This window comes from Nonomuraea sp. NPDC049624, assembly GCF_040675255.1.
Taxonomy (GTDB): domain Bacteria; phylum Actinomycetota; class Actinomycetes; order Streptosporangiales; family Streptosporangiaceae; genus Nonomuraea.
Genome location: NZ_JBFAOR010000003.1, coordinates 775449 through 791234, shown reverse-complemented (window position 1 = coordinate 791234; position 15786 = coordinate 775449). Strand labels below are relative to the sequence as shown.

Sequence of the window (15786 nt, the reverse complement as noted above, 5' to 3'; positions counted from 1 at the left end):
TGATTTAACCGACGTCACAAGGTACCGGGCGATCTTGGCTTCCGCATGGCGAGCGGTAACGTAGCCGCCATGGTGATCCCCCTCACACCGGACGATCCGGCGTTCCTGGGCGATTTCCGGCTGGCCGGGCGTCTGGGCGAGGGCGGGCAGGGCGTGGTCTACCTGGCCCACTCCGCCTCCGGGGAGCCGGTCGCGGTCAAGCTGCTCAACGCCGGTGACCAGGAGACCCGGGCCAGGCTGGCGCGCGAGCTCGACGCGCTGGAGTCGATCGCCTCCTTCTGCACGGCCCGCGTGCTCGACGTCTCGACGCGGGGCTCGCGGCCGTACGTGGTGAGCGAGTTCGTGGACGGGCCCTCGCTGGCCGACCGGGTGGCCGGGCGGTCGGCCGCTGGCACCGCCGGGGGCACGACCGGGAGCACCGCCGGGAGCACCGCCGGGCGCGGCCCGCTGCGCGGCGGGGAGCTGGAACGCCTGGCGGTCGGCACGGCCACCGCGCTGGCGGCCATCCACGCGGCCGGGGTCGTCCACCGTGACTTCAAGCCGTCCAACGTGCTGCTCGGGCCGGACGGGCCGCGGGTGGTGGACTTCGGCATCGCCAGGGCCGAGGGGGCGGCGACGCACACCTCGGGGCTGGTCGGCACGCCCGCGTACCTGTCGCCGGAGCAGATCGCGGGCTCGCCCGCCTCGGGGGCCTCCGACGTGTTCGCGTGGGGGGCGACCATGGTCTACGCGGCCACGGGGGTCAGCCCGTTCGGGGCGGACACCGTGCCGGCGGTGCTGCACCGGGTGCTGCACGCCGAGCCCGACCTGTCGGCGCTGCCGCCCCGGCTGCGCGGGCCGGTCGCCGGCGCCCTGGCCAAGGACCCCGCCCACCGCCCGACGGCCGCCGCCCTCCTGATGACCCTGGTCTCCCCCAGCCCGGCCACAGGCCCGGGCGCGGGCCCGGGCGCGGTACCTGGATCGGCGCCGGGAGCCGGGCGAGGACCGGGACCGGGACCGGGCCGGGGAGCTGGACCGGGAACGGGGCCGGGACCGGAGATGGGGCCGGGAGCAGGGCGGGGAACGCGGTCTCCGAGGCTCGATCCGGGGGCGGCCGACACGCGCGAGAGCCGCGCGGCCCGAAATCGGGGACGCCGCGCCCTGGTCGGCGCGGGAGCGGCCCTGCTGGCCCTGGCCGTGGCGGGCGGCGTGGTGCTGCTGACCACCCGCACGCCCGGCTCGACCGCCACCCGGTCCACCCCGCCGCCGTCCACGGCCGCCGCCCTGTCCAGCCCGCCCTCCGCACCTCCGTCCGCGCCGCCGTCCACGGCCACCGGCCCGGCCACGCCCGCCGCCACCTCCCCGGCCGCTACGGCGCCGGCCACCGGCGGCACCGGCGATCTGAAGATCCCGGCGGCCTTCGCCGGCACCTGGTCGGGCCACACCGACACCACCAACCCGCTCGACCCCGACGGGGCCGAGAACACGGTCGAACTGAAGGCCGGCCAGTCACGGGCGGCCTGGAAGGAGAAGGACTCCCAGGTCGACTGCGCCGCCACGATCACCCTGACCGAGGTGCGCCCGGACCGGCTGACTTTCTCCCTCGGGACGTCCACGGGCGGCTGCATCCCGGGTACTGTCTGGCTGGAGCTGGAAGGCGACACTCTCACCTACACCTGGCGGGACGTGCCCGGCCTGGGCATGGTCACCCAGACCGGCAATCTCACCAAGAAGTGACCGAACCACCCGCATAACCCTTCGACATCCGAGCCCACGAAGGAGATCCTTTACCTATGTCTGTGATCAGGGAGGTGCCGTTCCCCAGTGCGGACTCCTCGTCCGAACTGCCGATGAACATCTGGATCGACGACGCCGACTCAGCGATCGACGTCATCGACGCGCTGGCGTTGTCGCCGTTCGCGACCGGCGTCCAGCCCTGGTCCAAGCTGGCCAATCTGGAGCGCGTACGTCCGGACGCCCGGTTGCAGCCGGCCGAGGGCCGGGTGCTGCGCACCGCGCAGGTGGAGGACGGTTCGGAGTCGCGGCTCATCTGCGGCGAGGGCTGGACGCTGCGGGTCGTGCGGCACCGCAACCGCACCGCCACGGTGAGCGTGACGGCGGCCAGCGAGGAGCTGGCCGCCTCGGTGCTGAAGGAGAGCATCGACGGCGCCGAGGAGCCGATGCCCGACGCCGACCACGTCGAGATGGGCTTCTGGTGGCGCGGCTCCCACGGCGGCAACCGGTCGGAGAAGCCGATCACCGCCCAGCCGTGGGACGAGATCGGCACGAACTACTCGGCGCAGGTGCGCCCGGCGCTCGGCCGCCTGATGGCGACCACGCCCGCCGACGTCAACGGCCGGCTCATCCTGCTGCACGGCCAGCCGGGCACCGGCAAGACCACGCTGCTGCGCACGCTGGCCAAGCAGTGGCACGACTGGTGCCAGGTCGACTGCGTGCTCGACCCCGAGCGGCTGTTCAACGACCCGGGCTACCTGATGGAGGTGGCGGTCGGCTACGACACCGACGACGACACGCAGCGGTGGCGCCTGCTGGTGCTGGAGGACTGCGACGAGCTGATCAGCTCGGGCGCCAAGGCCCAGGCGGGGCAGGGGCTGTCGCGGCTGCTCAACCTCACCGACGGCCTGCTCGGCCAGGGCCGCGACGTGCTGGTGGCCATCACCACGAACGAAGACCTGACCCGCCTGCACCCGGCCGTGATCCGTCCGGGCCGGTGCCTGGCGCAGATCGAGGTGGGCCCGCTGACCAGGGACGAGGCCGTCGCCTGGCTGGGGTCGTCGCAGGGTGTGGGCGCCTCGGGGGCGACCCTCGCCGAGCTGTACGCCCTGCGCGCCGGGCGCGCGATCGCCCCGGCGGGCACCGACGAGTCCACCGGCCTCTACCTCTGATCCGGCCCCGCCGGGGGCGCCGCGCGCGTCCCCGGCGTCCCGCGCGCTGAGGGGGCACGTCCGGGCTGGTACGTAAACCAACCGATGTGCGACACCGGGTGTGAAACCACAATATGGCTGGTGCTCACCGTCGATCTGGCGCGCGTCGCCTTCACCCGTCTCACCGTGCCCGGAGGCACGTGGACCAGCGAGGAACACCGGGTCGGCTTCGCGGCCACCCAGCTCGTGCCCTCGTGGACCGCGCGCACCCCGCCCGGCGGCGGGGTCGAGGTGGAGCTGCGGGCCAGGACCGGGGCGGGCACGCTGACCAAGTGGTACGTCATGGGCCGGTGGTCCGAGCACGGGCCGCGCACCTCGGTTCCCGGCCAGGGCGACGAGGACGGCGACGTGGCCGTGGACACGTTCGTGGCCAGGCGGCCGGTCGTGGCGTTCCAGCTGAGGGTCACCGCGCGCGGCGAGGGCGCGCGGATGACCTCTCTCGGCGTGCTGGCCTCGGCCCTGCCGCAGCGTCCGGTCACGGTGAGCACGCCAGGGGTGGCCGGGCACGTCGAGCTGGACGTGCCCGGCCACTCCCAGTACGCGCACGCCGGGCACCACCCGCACTGGGACGGCGGCGGCGCGAACTGGTGCAGCCCCGCCTCGGTGGCGATGGTGCTGGCCTTCTGGGGCCGCGGCCCCGGGCCCGGCGAGCTGGCCTGGGTGGGCGCGGACGACCCCGCCCCGGCGGTGGACCACGCGGCCATGGGCACCTACGACGACGGCTACCAGGGCACCGGGAACTGGCCGTTCAACGTGGCCTACGCCGGGCGCTACGGGCTGACCGGCTTCGTGACCAGGCTGCTGTCGGCGGCCGAGCTGGAGGCGTTCGTGCTGGCGGGGATCCCGGTGATCGCCTCGCTGTCGTTCCGGGCCCACGAGCTGCCCGGCGCCGGCTACTCCACGAACGGGCACATCCTCGTCGTCACCGGCTTCACCGCCGGGGGCGACGTCGTCGTCAACGACCCCGCCGCGCCCGCGGACGGCGAGGTTCGGCGGATCTACCCGCGGGCAGCGTTCGAGAACGTGTGGCTGAGGAGCTCGGGCAGCGGCGGCATCGTGTACGTCCTCCACCCGCCCGGGCACCCGCTGCCTCCCTGTACCAACGGCAATTGGTGATCTTTCATGAGTATTCGACCGATCGATGTGGCGCGTACCGACGGCGGCCCCCAGTGGGTGGAGGCCGTCGCCACGCCCGAGGGCGTGGAGGTGTGGTGGGACGAGCCGCGCCCGCACGAGGGCGGCAGGCGCTGTGTGGTGCGCCGCCTGCCCGACGGCTCGCGCGCCGACGCGCTGCCTCCGGGCTGGAACGCCCGCAACCGCCTGGTCGAGTACGGCGGCCGCTCCTGGCGCCCGCTGCCGGGCGGCGGCCTGGTCTTCACCCATTGGGCCGACCAGCGGCTCTACCGCCTGGACGGCGCTTCGGGGACGGCCGCCGAGCCGGTCGCCCTGACCCCCGAGGGCCCAGCCCGGTACGGCGACCTCTACCTGCCGCCCGGCCGCGACGAGGTGTGGGCGGTCCGCGAGATCGACGACGCGCGTGACCTGGTCGCGGTCCCCCTGGACGGCGGCCCGCTCAGGGTCGTCGCCCGCGCCCACCATTTCCTGATGAACCCCCGCCTGTCCCCCGGCGGCACCCGGATCGCCTGGATCGGCTGGAACCACCCCGACATGCCCTGGGACGGCACCGAGCTGTGCGTGGCCCCCCTGTCCCCGGACGGCGTCGCGGGCCCCCACCGGGTCGTGGCCGGCGGCCCCGAGGAGTCGGTGACGCAGGCCGAGTGGCGCGACGAGGAGTCCCTGTACGCCGTCACCGACCCGACCGGCTGGTGGAACGTGCACCTCGTGCACCTCGACGGCTCCCCCTCGCGCAACCTCACCCCCGTGGAGCTGGAGTTCGGCGCGGCGGCCTGGAAGCCGGGCCTGGCCTGCCTGGCCCCGGCGGGCGAGCGGCTGGTCGTCGTGTACGGCACCGCCGACCACCGCCGCCTGGGCGTGCTGGACCCGGCGACGGGCGACCTGCGGGAGATCGGCGGGGCGGAGCACACGTACTGGGCCTCGACGGTGTCGGCGGCCGGGGGCAAGGCGGCGGCGGTGGGGGCGACGCCGTACACGCCGCTGGAGGTCACCCTGGTCGATCTCGCCACCGGCGGGCACGAGGTCGTCTCGGCCCCCAAGCCGCTGCCCGACCGGGCGCTGCTGCCCACGCCGGAGGCGGTGACGATCGAGGGCGTGCACGCCCATCTCCACCCGCCGGCCGGGGTCGCCGGGCCGGCGCCGTACGTGATCTTCGTGCACGGCGGCCCGACCGGCAACACGCCGGTCGTGCTGGACCTGGAGGTCGCCTACTTCACCAGCCGTGGGATCGGCGTGGCCGTGGTGAACTACGGCGGCTCGACCGGCTACGGCCGGGCCTACCGCGAGCGGCTGCGGCACCAGTGGGGCGTGGTGGACGTCCAGGACTGCGCAAAGGTGGCGCGCGGGCTGGTGCAGCTCGGCCTGGCGGACGCGGCCAGGATCGCGATCCGGGGCGGCAGCGCCGGCGGCTGGACCACGGTGGCCGCGCTGGTGCACAGCGACGTGTTCGCGGGCGGCGTCGCGCACTACGCGATCACCGACCCGGAGAGCTGGGCGGCCGAGACGCACGACTTCGAGTCGCGCTACCTCGACGGCCTGGTGGGCCCGTTGCCCGAGACGCGGCAGCGGTACACCGACCGCTCGCCGCTCCTGAACGCGGCCCGGGCATCGGGCCCATGCCTCATGTTGCACGGTCTGGAGGACGCGATCGTGGACGTGAGCCAGGCCGAGCGATTCACCGCCGAACTGGACAAGCACGGCAAACAGTGGGCTCTGCTCACCTTCGCCGGCGAGCAGCACGGCTGGCGCAGGGAAGAGACCATCGTGGCGGTGCTGGAGGCCGAGCTGGCCTTCTACGGGCTGATCTTCGGCCTGGAGACGCCCGGCGTCCCGCCGCTGACGCTGAAGGGGAGAGCGTGAAGAGCGTCGCCGAGATCTGCTCGGACCTGATCAGGTTCGACACCACCAACCCGGGCTCGGGCGAGCGCCCGGCGGCCGAGTACGTGGCCACGCTGCTGGCCGACGCGGGGCTGGAGCCGGTGGTGTTCGAGTCCGAGCCCCGGCGCACGACCGTCGTGGCCAGGATCGACGGCGACTCCTCCGACGCGCTGCTCGTCCACGGCCACCTGGACGTGGTGCCGGCCGACCCCGCCGAGTGGCGGATGCACCCGTTCTCCGGCGAGATCACCGACGGCTGCGTGTACGGCCGGGGCGCGGTGGACATGAAGGGCTCGTGCGCGATGACGCTCGCGGCCGTGCTGGACATGACGGCGCGCGGCGTGCGGCCGAAGCGGGACCTGGTGCTGGCCTTCCTGGCCGACGAGGAGGCGACCGGCGACCACGGCTCCCGGTACGCGGTGACCGAGCACCGGCACCTGTTCGACGGCGTGACCGAGGCCATCAGCGAGTCGGGCGGCTTCAGCGTCGAGTCCGGCGGGCGGCGGGTCTACCCGATCGCCGTCGGCGAGCGCGGCACCGCCTGGATGAAGGTGACCGCCCACGGCGTGGCGGGCCACGGCTCGCGGCCCGCCGTGGACAACCCCGTCGCCACGCTGGCCCACGCCCTGTCGCGGGTCGCCGCCCATCAGTGGCCGGTGCGCCTGACGCCGTCGGTCGCCGCGCTCCTGGAGAGCCTGTCGGAGATCACCGGCCGGCCGATCGACCTGGACCGGCTGGACGCCGAGGCCGCCCGGCTGGGCCCGCTCGGCGAGCTGTTCCACGGGCAGATCCGCAACTCGGCGAACCCGACGATGCTGGACGCCGGGTACAAGGTGAACGTGGTGCCCTCGACGGCCTCGGCGCACGTGGACGGCCGGTACCTGCCGGGCCTGCAGGAGGAGTTCCTCGCGACGATCGACGAGCTGCTCGGGCCGAAGATCACCCGCGAGTTCGTGAACCTGGAGGAGGCGCCCGCCGCGCCGTACCCGTCGGCGTTCTTCGACGAGCTGGCGGGGGCGCTGGTGGCCGAGGACCCGCGGGCGCGGCCGGTCCCGTACGTGATGAGCGGCGGCACCGACGCCAAGTCCTTCGCCACCATCGGCATCCAGGGGTACGGCTTCGCCCCGCTCATGCTCCGGCCCGACCTGGACTACTTCGGCATGTTCCACGGCAAGGACGAGCGGGTGCCGGTGGAGGGCCTGGAGTTCGGCACCCGCGTGCTGACCCGCCTGCTCACCTGAGCGTCCCGGCCCGGCGACGCCCTCCTGCCGCCGGGCCGAACCAGGCGGTCAGCGCCTCCTCCAGGCCGCTCTCGCAAACTAGTGGAACAAAGCATTCCGTTCTGCTATTATGGAGTCATCTCGAAAGGAGCTCCACATGGGCGACATCATCAGCGGCTGGGACGTTCTGGACGCCTCGCACGAGGCGCTGCGCAAGGCCGTCAGCGGCATCCCGGCCGGCGGCTGGGGCCTGCCGACCCCGTGCTCCGAGTGGAGCGTCACCAAGGTCTTCAAGCACGCGGTGGGCGACCAGATCGGCTTCGCCGCCACGCTCACGGGCGAGCCCGGGCCGGCGTTCAACCCGTTCGACCCGCCTGCCGAGCCGGGCGCCGACCCGGCGGCCGAGCTCGACGACGCGCTGACCCGCTCGGCCAGGGCGTGGGCCGCGGTCGACCGCGATGCCGCCGAGGTGCCCACCCCGGTGCCGCCGAACAAGATGTCGCCGTGGGCGGGCTCGACGGCGTGCGCGCTCGACGCGGCCGTGCACGCCTGGGACATCGCCGTGGCCACGGGTCAGCCCTCGCCGCTGACGCCGGAGATGGCCGGGCCGCTATTGGAGGTCGCCCGGCAGATCGCCGACCCGTTGCGCCCGTGGGGCGCCTACGCCGAGGCGCTCCCGGACGACCCCTCCGGCGACGAGGTCGCCGCCCTGCTGCGCTACCTGGGCCGCGACCCGCACTGGGCGCCGGCCGCCTGAGGCCCGCGTGCGCCCCGCCCGAGCGGCGGGGCGCAGGGCCTGGCTCAGGAGAACTTGGTCTGCGGACGCTCCTCGCGCTCGCCGTCGACGAAGATGTCCAGCTTCTCGTTGTAGAAGGCGATCAGCCCCGCCACGCGCTCGCTCTCGGGCAGCGGCGTGCGGTAGGACCAGGCCAGGTCCTTCTTCCCGTTGACCGACCAGTACTCCGCGGTGCCCTTGTACGGGCAGTGGGTGGCGGTGTCGGTGTGCTCCAGCAGGTCGAGCCGTACGTCGGTCTTCGGCAGGTAGTAGCGGGCCGGCAGGCCGGTCTCGAACAGGATGCGGGCGTTGCGCGAGTCGGCCACGGTGACCCCGTCGACCTCCACCCGGATGTGCCGCGAGCTCGGCAGGATGTCCACCCGCGTGTACGGGTCGCGGGCGTGCACGTAGACCTCCTCGTCCTCCTCGAACCAGGCGTCCATGGCGTCCCAGTCGAAGCGCACGTGCCCGCGGATCTCCTCCAGCGGCGAGTCGTCGTAGACCAGGGCCGCCTCCGGGGCCTGCGCGGCGCCCGAGGTGACCGTGTGGACGGCGGCGTCGCCCCTGCTCGGGGAGTGCCTGGACGCGCCGGTCGGCTTGAGCGCCGCCTGCTCGACGTCCTGGAGGGGGAAGTAGTAGGTGGGGTAGAAGGGGCCTTCCCACACCAGCAGGGCCCGGGTCGTGTCGGCGATCGGCCGGCCGCCCAGGTAGGTCCGCACGCGCTTGGCCGACCGCTCGACGCGGACCCGGCCCCGGTTCGTGGCATCCATGTCCCCGCCAACCCGCGTGGCGGCGGTGCTATTCCGGCGCTCAGACCCCGAACAGCGCCAGCGTCACCCACGTGGTGACCGTGCCGGTGAGCGCACCCGCCGCGACCTGCGCCCACGTGTGATGGGCGAGACGGACCCTGGCCCAGCACACCAGCGCCACCACGGCCGCGCCGGCGATCGCCACCGGCACGGCGGGCAGCACGTGCGCCAGCACCACCACCGTGCCCGCCGAGACGGCGGCGTGGAAGGAGATCTTCCAGCGGGTGGTGATCGGCACGGTCACCGCCAGGGCGACCAGCATCGCGGTCACCGTGGCCACCAGCAGCCGCGGCGCGCCCAGCAGGACCAGCAGCGCGAGCGCGGCCAGCACGGCGGCCACGGCGGCCAGCAGCGGACCGGTGCGGCGGGCCCGGTCGACGATGTGGTGGGAGTCGAGCCGCCCCGAGCGCACGCCGAGCGCGATCACCGCCGCCGGCACGCCGCCGCAGAACGCCGAGGCCACCAGCCCCCAGGCCGCGCCGGTCCATCCCTGGGCGAGCAGGCCCACGGCGGGCGGCATGACGATCACCAGCACTTGCGGTGCCAGCAGGTTCGTCACCCGCTTCGCCACCAGGTCGGCCATCATGGCATGAAAGATTACGCGATCATGGCCGCTGCCCGTTTCAGCGACGCCCCGGCCGCTCCGGGGCGGCGGCTCGTCAGCCCTTGCCGGCGGCGTTCACGATGCGGGTCGTGGAGCGGTCGGGGATGGCCGCCATCTCCCAGCACTCCGCGCCCAGGATGGCCGCCGCCGTGGCGCGCGCGCCCGCGTGCGGGTCGCCGGCGGTGTGGGCCAGCGCACCGGGCCGCATCGGCGCGAGCAGGTCGATGTAGTCCTCGGGGCCGTGGGCCTCGGGCGGGCCGGCGACCACGAAGACGCCCGACACGCAGCGCAGCGCGGCCAGCACCTCGGCCCGCTCCGCCGCCGGGTTGAACGGCCGGCTGGGCCCCTTCCACGCCCGCACGCGCGGGTCGTCCTCCACGCCGACCACCAGGGGCAGCCCGCGGGCGGCCACGGCGCCCAGGTAGCGCACGTGGCCGACGTGCAGGATGTCGAAGACGCCGGTCACGACGGCCGCCCCGGGCCGGTCGTACGGCTCCACCCAGACGGCCTCCAGGCTGCTCACGCGACCTCCTCCGACGGCCGGGCGAGTAGGCTGCTGTGCACGCTTTGCTCCCCCACGGGCCTAGACGACTCGTCGATCGCAGCGTACTCGGTCGCCGCGGCAGGTCGTGCAGGCGACCTTGGAAAGAGCATTCCTACCTTTTCGCGATAATCTCTCGCCCCCTGCCCGCGCGTCTCATGACGTCACCTGATTCGGGGGAGGTCGCCGTGGCGCCGAGGGACTCAGACCATGCCGACGGGGGTGAGACGCCCGGGTTCCGCGACCTCGCGGTGCGGCTTCCCGGGGTTCCGTCCCAGGTCTCGCGGGCCAGGGGGCTCGTGACGGCCGCGCTCGGCCGCGATCATCCGTTCCATGACGACGTGGTGCTGCTCACCAGCGAGCTGGCCACGAACGCGATCCTGCACTCAAGGTCCGGGGACGGCGGCTCGTTCACGGTGTCAGTGCTCAGCTCGGACACCACGGTCCGGGTGTGCGTGGCCGACGGCGGCGCGGACGGCCCGCCGTGCGTGTGCCGGACCGCTCCGCAGGCCACCAGCGGCCGGGGGCTGCCGCTGATCGAGGCGCTCAGCCACCGCTGGGGGTTCGTCCGCGAAGGGGGCTCGACGACCGTCTGGTTCGAGCTGACGCAGGCCCGCGTGCCCGGCGGGCAGGAGCCGTGCGTCACAGGTCGAGCCGGCACAACCCTTCGGCCAGCGCCTTCGTGGTGAGCCTGGTCCGGCTGTCGCAGCCCAGCTTGGCGAAGATGTGCTCCAGATGGGTGGTCACCGTCCGCACGCTCAGCACCAGGCAGGCCGCGATCTGCGGGTTGGAGTCGCCGGCCGCGACCCGGGTGAGCACGTCGACCTCGCGGCCGGTCAGGTCGTAAGGCAGCGGGCAGGGCCGTTCGGCGGCGACCGCGCCCTGCAGCGATCCCTGGTAGCCGACGCCGGCCCGCAGCAGCCGCACCTCGTGCCAGCGGCCGCCGCCGTCGAGCCACAGGCCGCGCCGGCTCAGCTCGCGCGAGTCGATGAACGCGCGCGCGAAGGCCGCCATGGCGGGGTCGTCCCACAGCTCGCGGGAGACCTCGTGGCCGGGCACCGCGCGGCGCTCGCCGAGCCGGTCGAAGGCGACGGCGCGGAAGTCGGGCGGCAGCCCGGCGGGGTCGATCACGCACCGGGTCAGGTCGGTGACGTGCGCGAGCATCGGGCTCACGGCGGCGACCAGGGCGCCGGCCAGCAGCGGGAAGGCGTCCTTGGCGGCCAGGTGCAGCAGGCCGGTGTAGCGGCCGCCGTCGGCGAGGAACAGCGGCGCGGTCAGGCCGGCCCGCCATCCGTAGGGGGCCAGGTGGCGGCGGAAGTACCGTTCGGTGCCCGGCTGCGGCATGGGCACCGGCCGCCGCCCGGCGATGGCCTCGCGGCAGGCGTCGAGCGCGGCGTACTCCTCGGCGGCGTCGCGGTCGATGCGGCGGTGGCCGTCGGAGACGACGCTGTGGTGCCGGCCGGTGGCGGGGTCGAAGGCGACGAACTCGTAGGCGTCGAGCGGGACCACCTGGCGCAGCGCCGCCATCGCCGCGTGCGCGCCGCCACCGCCCGCGACCTGGTAGCCGACCTCGGCGAACGCCTGCAACTGGCGGACGCTCAAGGTGATCTCAGCCACGGCTCTTTTATATCATTTGCCATTCCTTGACCGGTTGTTGAAGATTTTCTTCACGTCCGCCGCGGCGCTACGGTGGCAGCATGCAGCGCGCTCTCGTCACCACGACGCCGGACACGGTCCCGGCGCGCTGATTCCATGCATCCCGGGCGGGCGCCCGGGAGCTGGTCGTTCGCCCTTTCACCGCAAAGGACGATCATGAACGACCACCGCAGGCTCGGCCGCGAACTGGAGATCTTCGGCACCGACCCGCTGATCTTCGGCACCGACCCGCTGATCGGCTCCGGGCTGCCCTACTGGCTGCCCGCCGGGGCCGCCGTGCGCAAGGCCGTGGAGGACTACGTCCACGAGCTCGAACGCCGCCACGGCTACGTGCACGTCAACTCCCCCGTGCTCGGCAAACGCGAGCTGTACGAACGCTCCGGCCACTGGGCGCACTACGCCGAGGACATGTTCCCGCCCATGAACGTGGGCGGCGAGGAGTTCGTGCTGCGGCCCGGCCTCTGCCCGCACCACGCGCTGATCTACCGCTCGCGCGGGCGCAGCGCGGCGAGGGCGGCAAGTTCGTGGACGACCCCGCGATGTGGGCGCGCTCGGAGGCCGTGCTGCGCGAGGTGCTACAGGAACGCGGCCGCGCCTACGACGAGGAACGCGGCGAGGGCGCCTTCTACGGCCCGAAGATCGACATCCAGATCGCCGACCCGGCGGGCCGCGAGAGCACCCTGTCGACCGTCCAGGTGGACCTGTACCAGCCCGAGCGCTTCGACCTGTCGTACGCGGGCGGGCGGCGTCCCGTCATAGTGCACCGCAGCGTGGTCGGCGGGATCGAGCGCCTGGTCGCGCACCTGATCGAGGTGCATGGCGGCGCGTTCCCTGCGTGGCTGGCGCCCGTGCAGGCGGTCGTGCTGCCGCTGTCGGACGCCGAGCTCCCGGCGGCGGAGGACGTGCTGCGGCGGGCGGTGGCCGCCGGGCTGCGGGCCGAGCTGGCGCCCGCGGACCGGGGCAGCCTCGGGGCCAGGATCCGGGCGCACCGGCTGGTGCCGTACCAGCTCGTGGTGGGGCCGCGCGAGGTCTCGGACGGCGTGCCGGCCGTCCGGCTGCGGGACGGCCGCCAGGCGGGCCCGGTGCCGGTCGAGCGGCTGGCCGAGGACTGCCGGCCGCGCTTCTGACGGCCTGTCGCCAGGGTTCAGAGCCAGTCCTTCTTCTTGAAGACCGCGTACAGCACCACGGACGCCACCGCCACCAGCACCGACGACACCCAGAAGCCCGAGATCTGCCCGGAGCCGGGATAGGGCACGTTCTGGCCGTAGAAGCCGGTGATGGCGGTCGGCACCGCGATGATGGCGGCCCAGCTCGTCACCCGCTTCATGATCTCGTTGAGGCGGAAGCCCTGCTGGGCCAGGCGGGTCTCGCGGACGTTGGCGAGCATGTCGCGGATCGCCTCCACCCACTCGGCGACGCGCTGGACGTGGTCGTAGACGTCCTCGTAGTAGGGGGCCATCACCGGGTCGGCGACGATCTCCTGGTCGCGGCGGAGCAGCGTGCCGAGCACCTCCCGCATCGGCATCGAGATCTTGCGGAGCCTGGCGGTGTCCTTGCGCAGCACGTACATGGCGCGCTGGAGCTGCCTGCCGTCGCGGGGCGCGTCGTCGAACAGCGACTCCTCCATGGCCTCGGCCCGCGCGTCGAGGTCCTGGACCAGGTCGAACTGGCTGTCCACGACGTAGTCGAGCAGGCCGTGCAGCAGGAAGGCGACGCCGTGCGCGGCCAGGCGGGAGGTCGCGTCCCAGCGCCTGACCACCTCGTCGATGTCGAAGCAGGCGTTCTCCCGCACGGTCACCAGGGCGTTGCGGGTGACGAAGGCGTTCACCTCGACCGGGACGAGGCGGCCCTCGTCGAGGTGGATGCCGTACACGGTGATGAACAGGTGGTTGTCGTAGACGTCCACCTTGGGGCGCTGGTGGTCGCTGAGGACGTCCTCGACGGCCAGTTCGTGCAGGCCGAGCTCCTCGCCGACCTGGTTGAGCTGCTCGGGGGTGGGCGAGCACAGATCGAACCAGACGACGGCCTCGGGGTCGCCGACGTGGTCGGAGACCTCCTCGACGGGGAAGCCCTCCTTCTCGAGGACGCCGTTCCTGTACAGACGCGTGCGCATCAGGCGAGTGTGGCAAATCGCCGGGCATCGCGCACGGCCGCTCCCCCCGGATCGTTGTTGAAGTAGACGTGGACGTCCCGCCACCCGGCCTGCTCCGCCCTCCGCGCCCAGCTCTTCAGCGCCGCCGCGCCGTAGGAGGGCCGGGGGGCGGCCAGGCCCTCGTGCAGGCGCACGTACCCCCAGTCGGCGGTGCGCCACAGCGGCGTCAGCGGCCGTCCGAGGCGGTCGGCCCAGCACAGCGCGGCACCCCGCGCGAGCAGCACCTCGCGCACCTCGCCGGTCCACCAGGAGTCGTGCCGCGGCTCCACCGCCACCCGCACGCCGCCGGGGAAGCAGCCCAGGCAGCGGTCGAGCAGGGCGGGGTCGGCGCGCAGCGTGGGCGGCAGTTGCAGCAGGATCGGGCCCAGCTTCTCCTTGAGGGCCCCGGCGGCCGCCATCAGCCGGGCGACCGGCTCCTCGGGCCCGGTCAGCCGCTTGATGTGGGTGAGGTAGCGGCTGGCCTTGACCGCCATGACGAACCCGTCGGGGGTGCGCTCCCGCCAGGCGGCGAACGTCTCCGGCGACGGCAGGCGGTAGAAGGCGTTGTTGCTCTCGACCGTGGGGAACTCGGCCGCGTACGTCTCCAGCCACAACCGCTGCGGGACCCCCTCGGGGTACAGCACGCCGCGCCAGTCCTTGTACTGCCATCCGGAGGTGCCCACCAGCGTCGCCACACCCGGCTCCTACCCCGCGCCGGGTGCGTTACTGTCGCAGTCCAGGAAGCCGAGGAGGATCTTTCACGCGATGGGCGCCGATCAGTTCCACGGCCATTCCGCCGGCCCCTCCCACGGCCACTCCCACGGTCACGGTCACGGTCACGGCCATGGTCACGGTCACGGCCATTCCCACGGCGGGCCCGCCGCGCCGCCGTCGCGCGGCGCGGTCGTGGCGAGCCTGGCCGTGCTGGTGCCGCTGGCCCTGGCGACGCTGGCCTGCCTGGTGTGGCTCTGGCCCGCGGCGCAGGCGGCGCCGGACGGCCAGGACGGGCGGGAGGGGCCCGCGGTCGAACGGGTCGAGGGCACGGTCACCTCGATCACGCTCAGGCGCTGCCCGGCCGTCCAGGAGGGCATGCCGGCGCCCGACCCGGCCACCTGCGGCAACGCCACCGTACGGGTCGGCTCGGGGCCCGACACCGGCCGCGACGTCACGCTGCGGCTGCCGGGCGGGCCGGGGGCGCAGCGGTTCACGGCGGGCGACGACGTGCTGCTGCTGCGGGCCGCCGACGGGGCCTACCAGCTCTCCGACCACGACCGGTCGACGACGTTGTGGCTGCTGGGCGGCGCGTTCGCGCTGGCGGTCATCGCGTTCGGGCGGTGGCGCGGGGTGACGGCGCTGGTGGGGCTGGCGGTGACGTTCGGGCTGTTGCTGACGTTCGTCATCCCGGCCGTCCTGGCGGGCGAGCCGCCGATGCTGGTCGCCGTCGTCGGTTCGGCCGCGATCATGCTGACGGTGCTCTACCTCACCCACGGCTTCTCCCTGACCACCTCGATGGCCGTGCTGGGCACGCTGGCCAGCCTCGCGCTCACCGGGCTGCTGTCGTACGGGGCGATCGGCCTGGCCCGGCTCAACGGCGTCACCGACGACACCGCCCTGACCCTGGGCATGAGCCTGTCCATCGACACCGAGGGGCTGCTGCTGGCCAGCATCATCATCGGGGCGCTCGGCGTGCTCGACGACGTCACCGTCACCCAGGCGGTGACGGTGGGCGAGCTGGCCGCGGCCAACCCCTCCTACGGCTTCGCCCGCCTGTACCGGGCCGCGGGGCGCGTCGGGCGGGCCCACATCGCCTCCGTGATCAACACGATCATCCTGGCGTACGCGGGGGCGTCGCTGCCGCTGCTGCTGCTGTTCAGCATCGGCGCGCAGCCGCTCGGCGACGTGCTGACCACGCCGGTCGTGACCCAGGAGATCGTCCGCAGCGTCGTGGGCACGCTCGGGCTGATCGCCGCCGTGCCGATCACGACCGCGCTGTCGGCGCTGGTAGTCGCCCGCGGCGCGCGGCCCGCGCAGGCGCCGGAGGGCGAGCCGTCCACCAGGCCCGTGCGGGCCGGCGGGCCGCTCACCAGGCCCGCGCGGCACCGCCGCTGAGCGGG

At 73.9% G+C, this 15786-nt stretch carries 15 protein-coding genes; 9 read left to right on the top strand and 6 right to left on the bottom strand.

Going from position 1 to position 15786, the window contains the following annotated elements; genetic code table 11:
* Positions 1 to 69: 69 nt before the first annotated feature.
* The 6 genes from AB0J76_RS14990 (at position 70) to AB0J76_RS14965 (ending at position 7913) form a co-directional block, all read left to right on the top strand.
* On the top strand, positions 70 to 1716 hold the full coding sequence (locus AB0J76_RS14990; RefSeq protein WP_352328329.1) for a serine/threonine-protein kinase: 1647 nt from the start codon (positions 70 to 72) through the stop codon (positions 1714 to 1716).
* A gap of 56 nt (positions 1717 to 1772) precedes the next feature.
* On the top strand, positions 1773 to 2885 hold the full coding sequence (locus AB0J76_RS14985; RefSeq protein WP_364389658.1) for a DUF5925 domain-containing protein: 1113 nt from the start codon (positions 1773 to 1775) through the stop codon (positions 2883 to 2885).
* Between the two features lie 120 nt (positions 2886 to 3005).
* Positions 3006 to 4040 (top strand): C39 family peptidase, encoded by a 1035-nt coding sequence (locus tag AB0J76_RS14980; protein WP_364389656.1) that lies wholly within the window; start codon positions 3006 to 3008, stop codon positions 4038 to 4040.
* 6 nt (positions 4041 to 4046) lie between these two features.
* Positions 4047 to 5918 (top strand): prolyl oligopeptidase family serine peptidase, encoded by a 1872-nt coding sequence (locus tag AB0J76_RS14975; protein ID WP_364389654.1) that lies wholly within the window; start codon positions 4047 to 4049, stop codon positions 5916 to 5918.
* A complete protein-coding gene (locus AB0J76_RS14970; protein WP_352330993.1) occupies positions 5915 to 7177 on the top strand; it encodes a M20/M25/M40 family metallo-hydrolase in 1263 nt (420 codons plus the stop codon). The genes AB0J76_RS14975 and AB0J76_RS14970 overlap by 4 nt, the downstream gene beginning before the upstream one ends.
* 136 nt (positions 7178 to 7313) lie before the next feature.
* Positions 7314 to 7913, top strand: a complete 600-nt coding sequence (locus AB0J76_RS14965) for a TIGR03086 family metal-binding protein (protein ID WP_352330995.1) — start codon at positions 7314 to 7316, stop codon at positions 7911 to 7913.
* A 44-nt stretch (positions 7914 to 7957) separates the two neighbouring features.
* Here AB0J76_RS14965 and AB0J76_RS14960 read toward each other — a convergent pair whose 3' ends face one another.
* The 3 genes from AB0J76_RS14960 to AB0J76_RS14950 all read right to left on the bottom strand — a co-directional run bounded on the left by AB0J76_RS14960 (position 7958) and on the right by AB0J76_RS14950 (position 9867).
* Complete coding sequence (locus AB0J76_RS14960) at positions 7958 to 8701, bottom strand: DUF427 domain-containing protein (RefSeq protein WP_364389652.1); 744 nt, start codon at positions 8699 to 8701, stop codon at positions 7958 to 7960.
* 40 nt (positions 8702 to 8741) lie between these two features.
* Positions 8742 to 9326 (bottom strand): hypothetical protein, encoded by a 585-nt coding sequence (locus tag AB0J76_RS14955; RefSeq protein WP_352328881.1) that lies wholly within the window; start codon positions 9324 to 9326, stop codon positions 8742 to 8744.
* Between the two features lie 73 nt (positions 9327 to 9399).
* A complete protein-coding gene (locus AB0J76_RS14950) occupies positions 9400 to 9867 on the bottom strand; it encodes an adenylyltransferase/cytidyltransferase family protein (RefSeq protein WP_352328879.1) in 468 nt (155 codons plus the stop codon).
* Between the two features lie 206 nt (positions 9868 to 10073).
* Here AB0J76_RS14950 and AB0J76_RS14945 point away from each other — a divergent pair, with 206 nt between their 5' ends.
* The gene (locus AB0J76_RS14945) at positions 10074 to 10574 is read left to right on the top strand and encodes an ATP-binding protein (RefSeq protein WP_352328877.1); all 501 of its coding nucleotides are present in this window, start codon (positions 10074 to 10076) and stop codon (positions 10572 to 10574) included.
* Here the strand turns inward: AB0J76_RS14945 and AB0J76_RS14940 are convergent.
* On the bottom strand, positions 10528 to 11502 hold the full coding sequence (locus AB0J76_RS14940) for a LuxR C-terminal-related transcriptional regulator (RefSeq protein ID WP_352328875.1): 975 nt from the start codon (positions 11500 to 11502) through the stop codon (positions 10528 to 10530). The two genes, AB0J76_RS14945 and AB0J76_RS14940, sit on opposite strands and share 47 nt — an antisense overlap.
* Before the next feature lie 563 nt (positions 11503 to 12065).
* On the opposite strand from AB0J76_RS14940, the gene AB0J76_RS14935 reads away from it, so the two are divergent.
* Complete coding sequence (locus AB0J76_RS14935) at positions 12066 to 12668, top strand: His/Gly/Thr/Pro-type tRNA ligase C-terminal domain-containing protein (protein ID WP_352328874.1); 603 nt, start codon at positions 12066 to 12068, stop codon at positions 12666 to 12668.
* 17 nt (positions 12669 to 12685) lie between these two features.
* On the opposite strand, the gene AB0J76_RS14930 is transcribed toward AB0J76_RS14935, so the two are convergent.
* Positions 12686 to 13654: a magnesium transporter CorA family protein gene (locus AB0J76_RS14930; protein WP_352328873.1), complete on the bottom strand. Its 969-nt coding sequence runs from the start codon at positions 13652 to 13654 to the stop codon at positions 12686 to 12688.
* The gene (locus AB0J76_RS14925) at positions 13654 to 14367 is read right to left on the bottom strand and encodes a DUF72 domain-containing protein (RefSeq protein WP_352328871.1); all 714 of its coding nucleotides are present in this window, start codon (positions 14365 to 14367) and stop codon (positions 13654 to 13656) included. Before AB0J76_RS14925 ends, AB0J76_RS14930 begins: the two co-directional genes overlap by 1 nt.
* A gap of 70 nt (positions 14368 to 14437) precedes the next feature.
* On the opposite strand from AB0J76_RS14925, the gene AB0J76_RS14920 reads away from it, so the two are divergent.
* The gene (locus tag AB0J76_RS14920; RefSeq protein WP_364389649.1) at positions 14438 to 15781 is read left to right on the top strand and encodes a YibE/F family protein; all 1344 of its coding nucleotides are present in this window, start codon (positions 14438 to 14440) and stop codon (positions 15779 to 15781) included.
* The last annotated feature ends 5 nt before the right edge of the window (positions 15782 to 15786 follow it).

Bases quoted from the DNA above. Each gene is read 5' to 3' on its own strand.
- AB0J76_RS14975 (WP_364389654.1), top strand. From the start codon at position 4,047: ATGAGTATTCGACCGATCGATGTGGCGCGTACCGACGGCGGCCCCCAG.
- AB0J76_RS14955 (WP_352328881.1), bottom strand. From the start codon at position 9,326: ATGATGGCCGACCTGGTGGCGAAGCGGGTGACGAACCTGCTGGCACCG.
- AB0J76_RS14985 (WP_364389658.1), top strand. From the start codon at position 1,773: ATGTCTGTGATCAGGGAGGTGCCGTTCCCCAGTGCGGACTCCTCGTCC.
- AB0J76_RS14930 (WP_352328873.1), bottom strand. From the start codon at position 13,654: ATGCGCACGCGTCTGTACAGGAACGGCGTCCTCGAGAAGGAGGGCTTC.
- AB0J76_RS14920 (WP_364389649.1), top strand. From the start codon at position 14,438: ATGGGCGCCGATCAGTTCCACGGCCATTCCGCCGGCCCCTCCCACGGC.
- AB0J76_RS14965 (WP_352330995.1), top strand. From the start codon at position 7,314: ATGGGCGACATCATCAGCGGCTGGGACGTTCTGGACGCCTCGCACGAG.
- AB0J76_RS14960 (WP_364389652.1), bottom strand. From the start codon at position 8,701: ATGGATGCCACGAACCGGGGCCGGGTCCGCGTCGAGCGGTCGGCCAAG.
- AB0J76_RS14990 (WP_352328329.1), top strand. From the start codon at position 70: ATGGTGATCCCCCTCACACCGGACGATCCGGCGTTCCTGGGCGATTTC.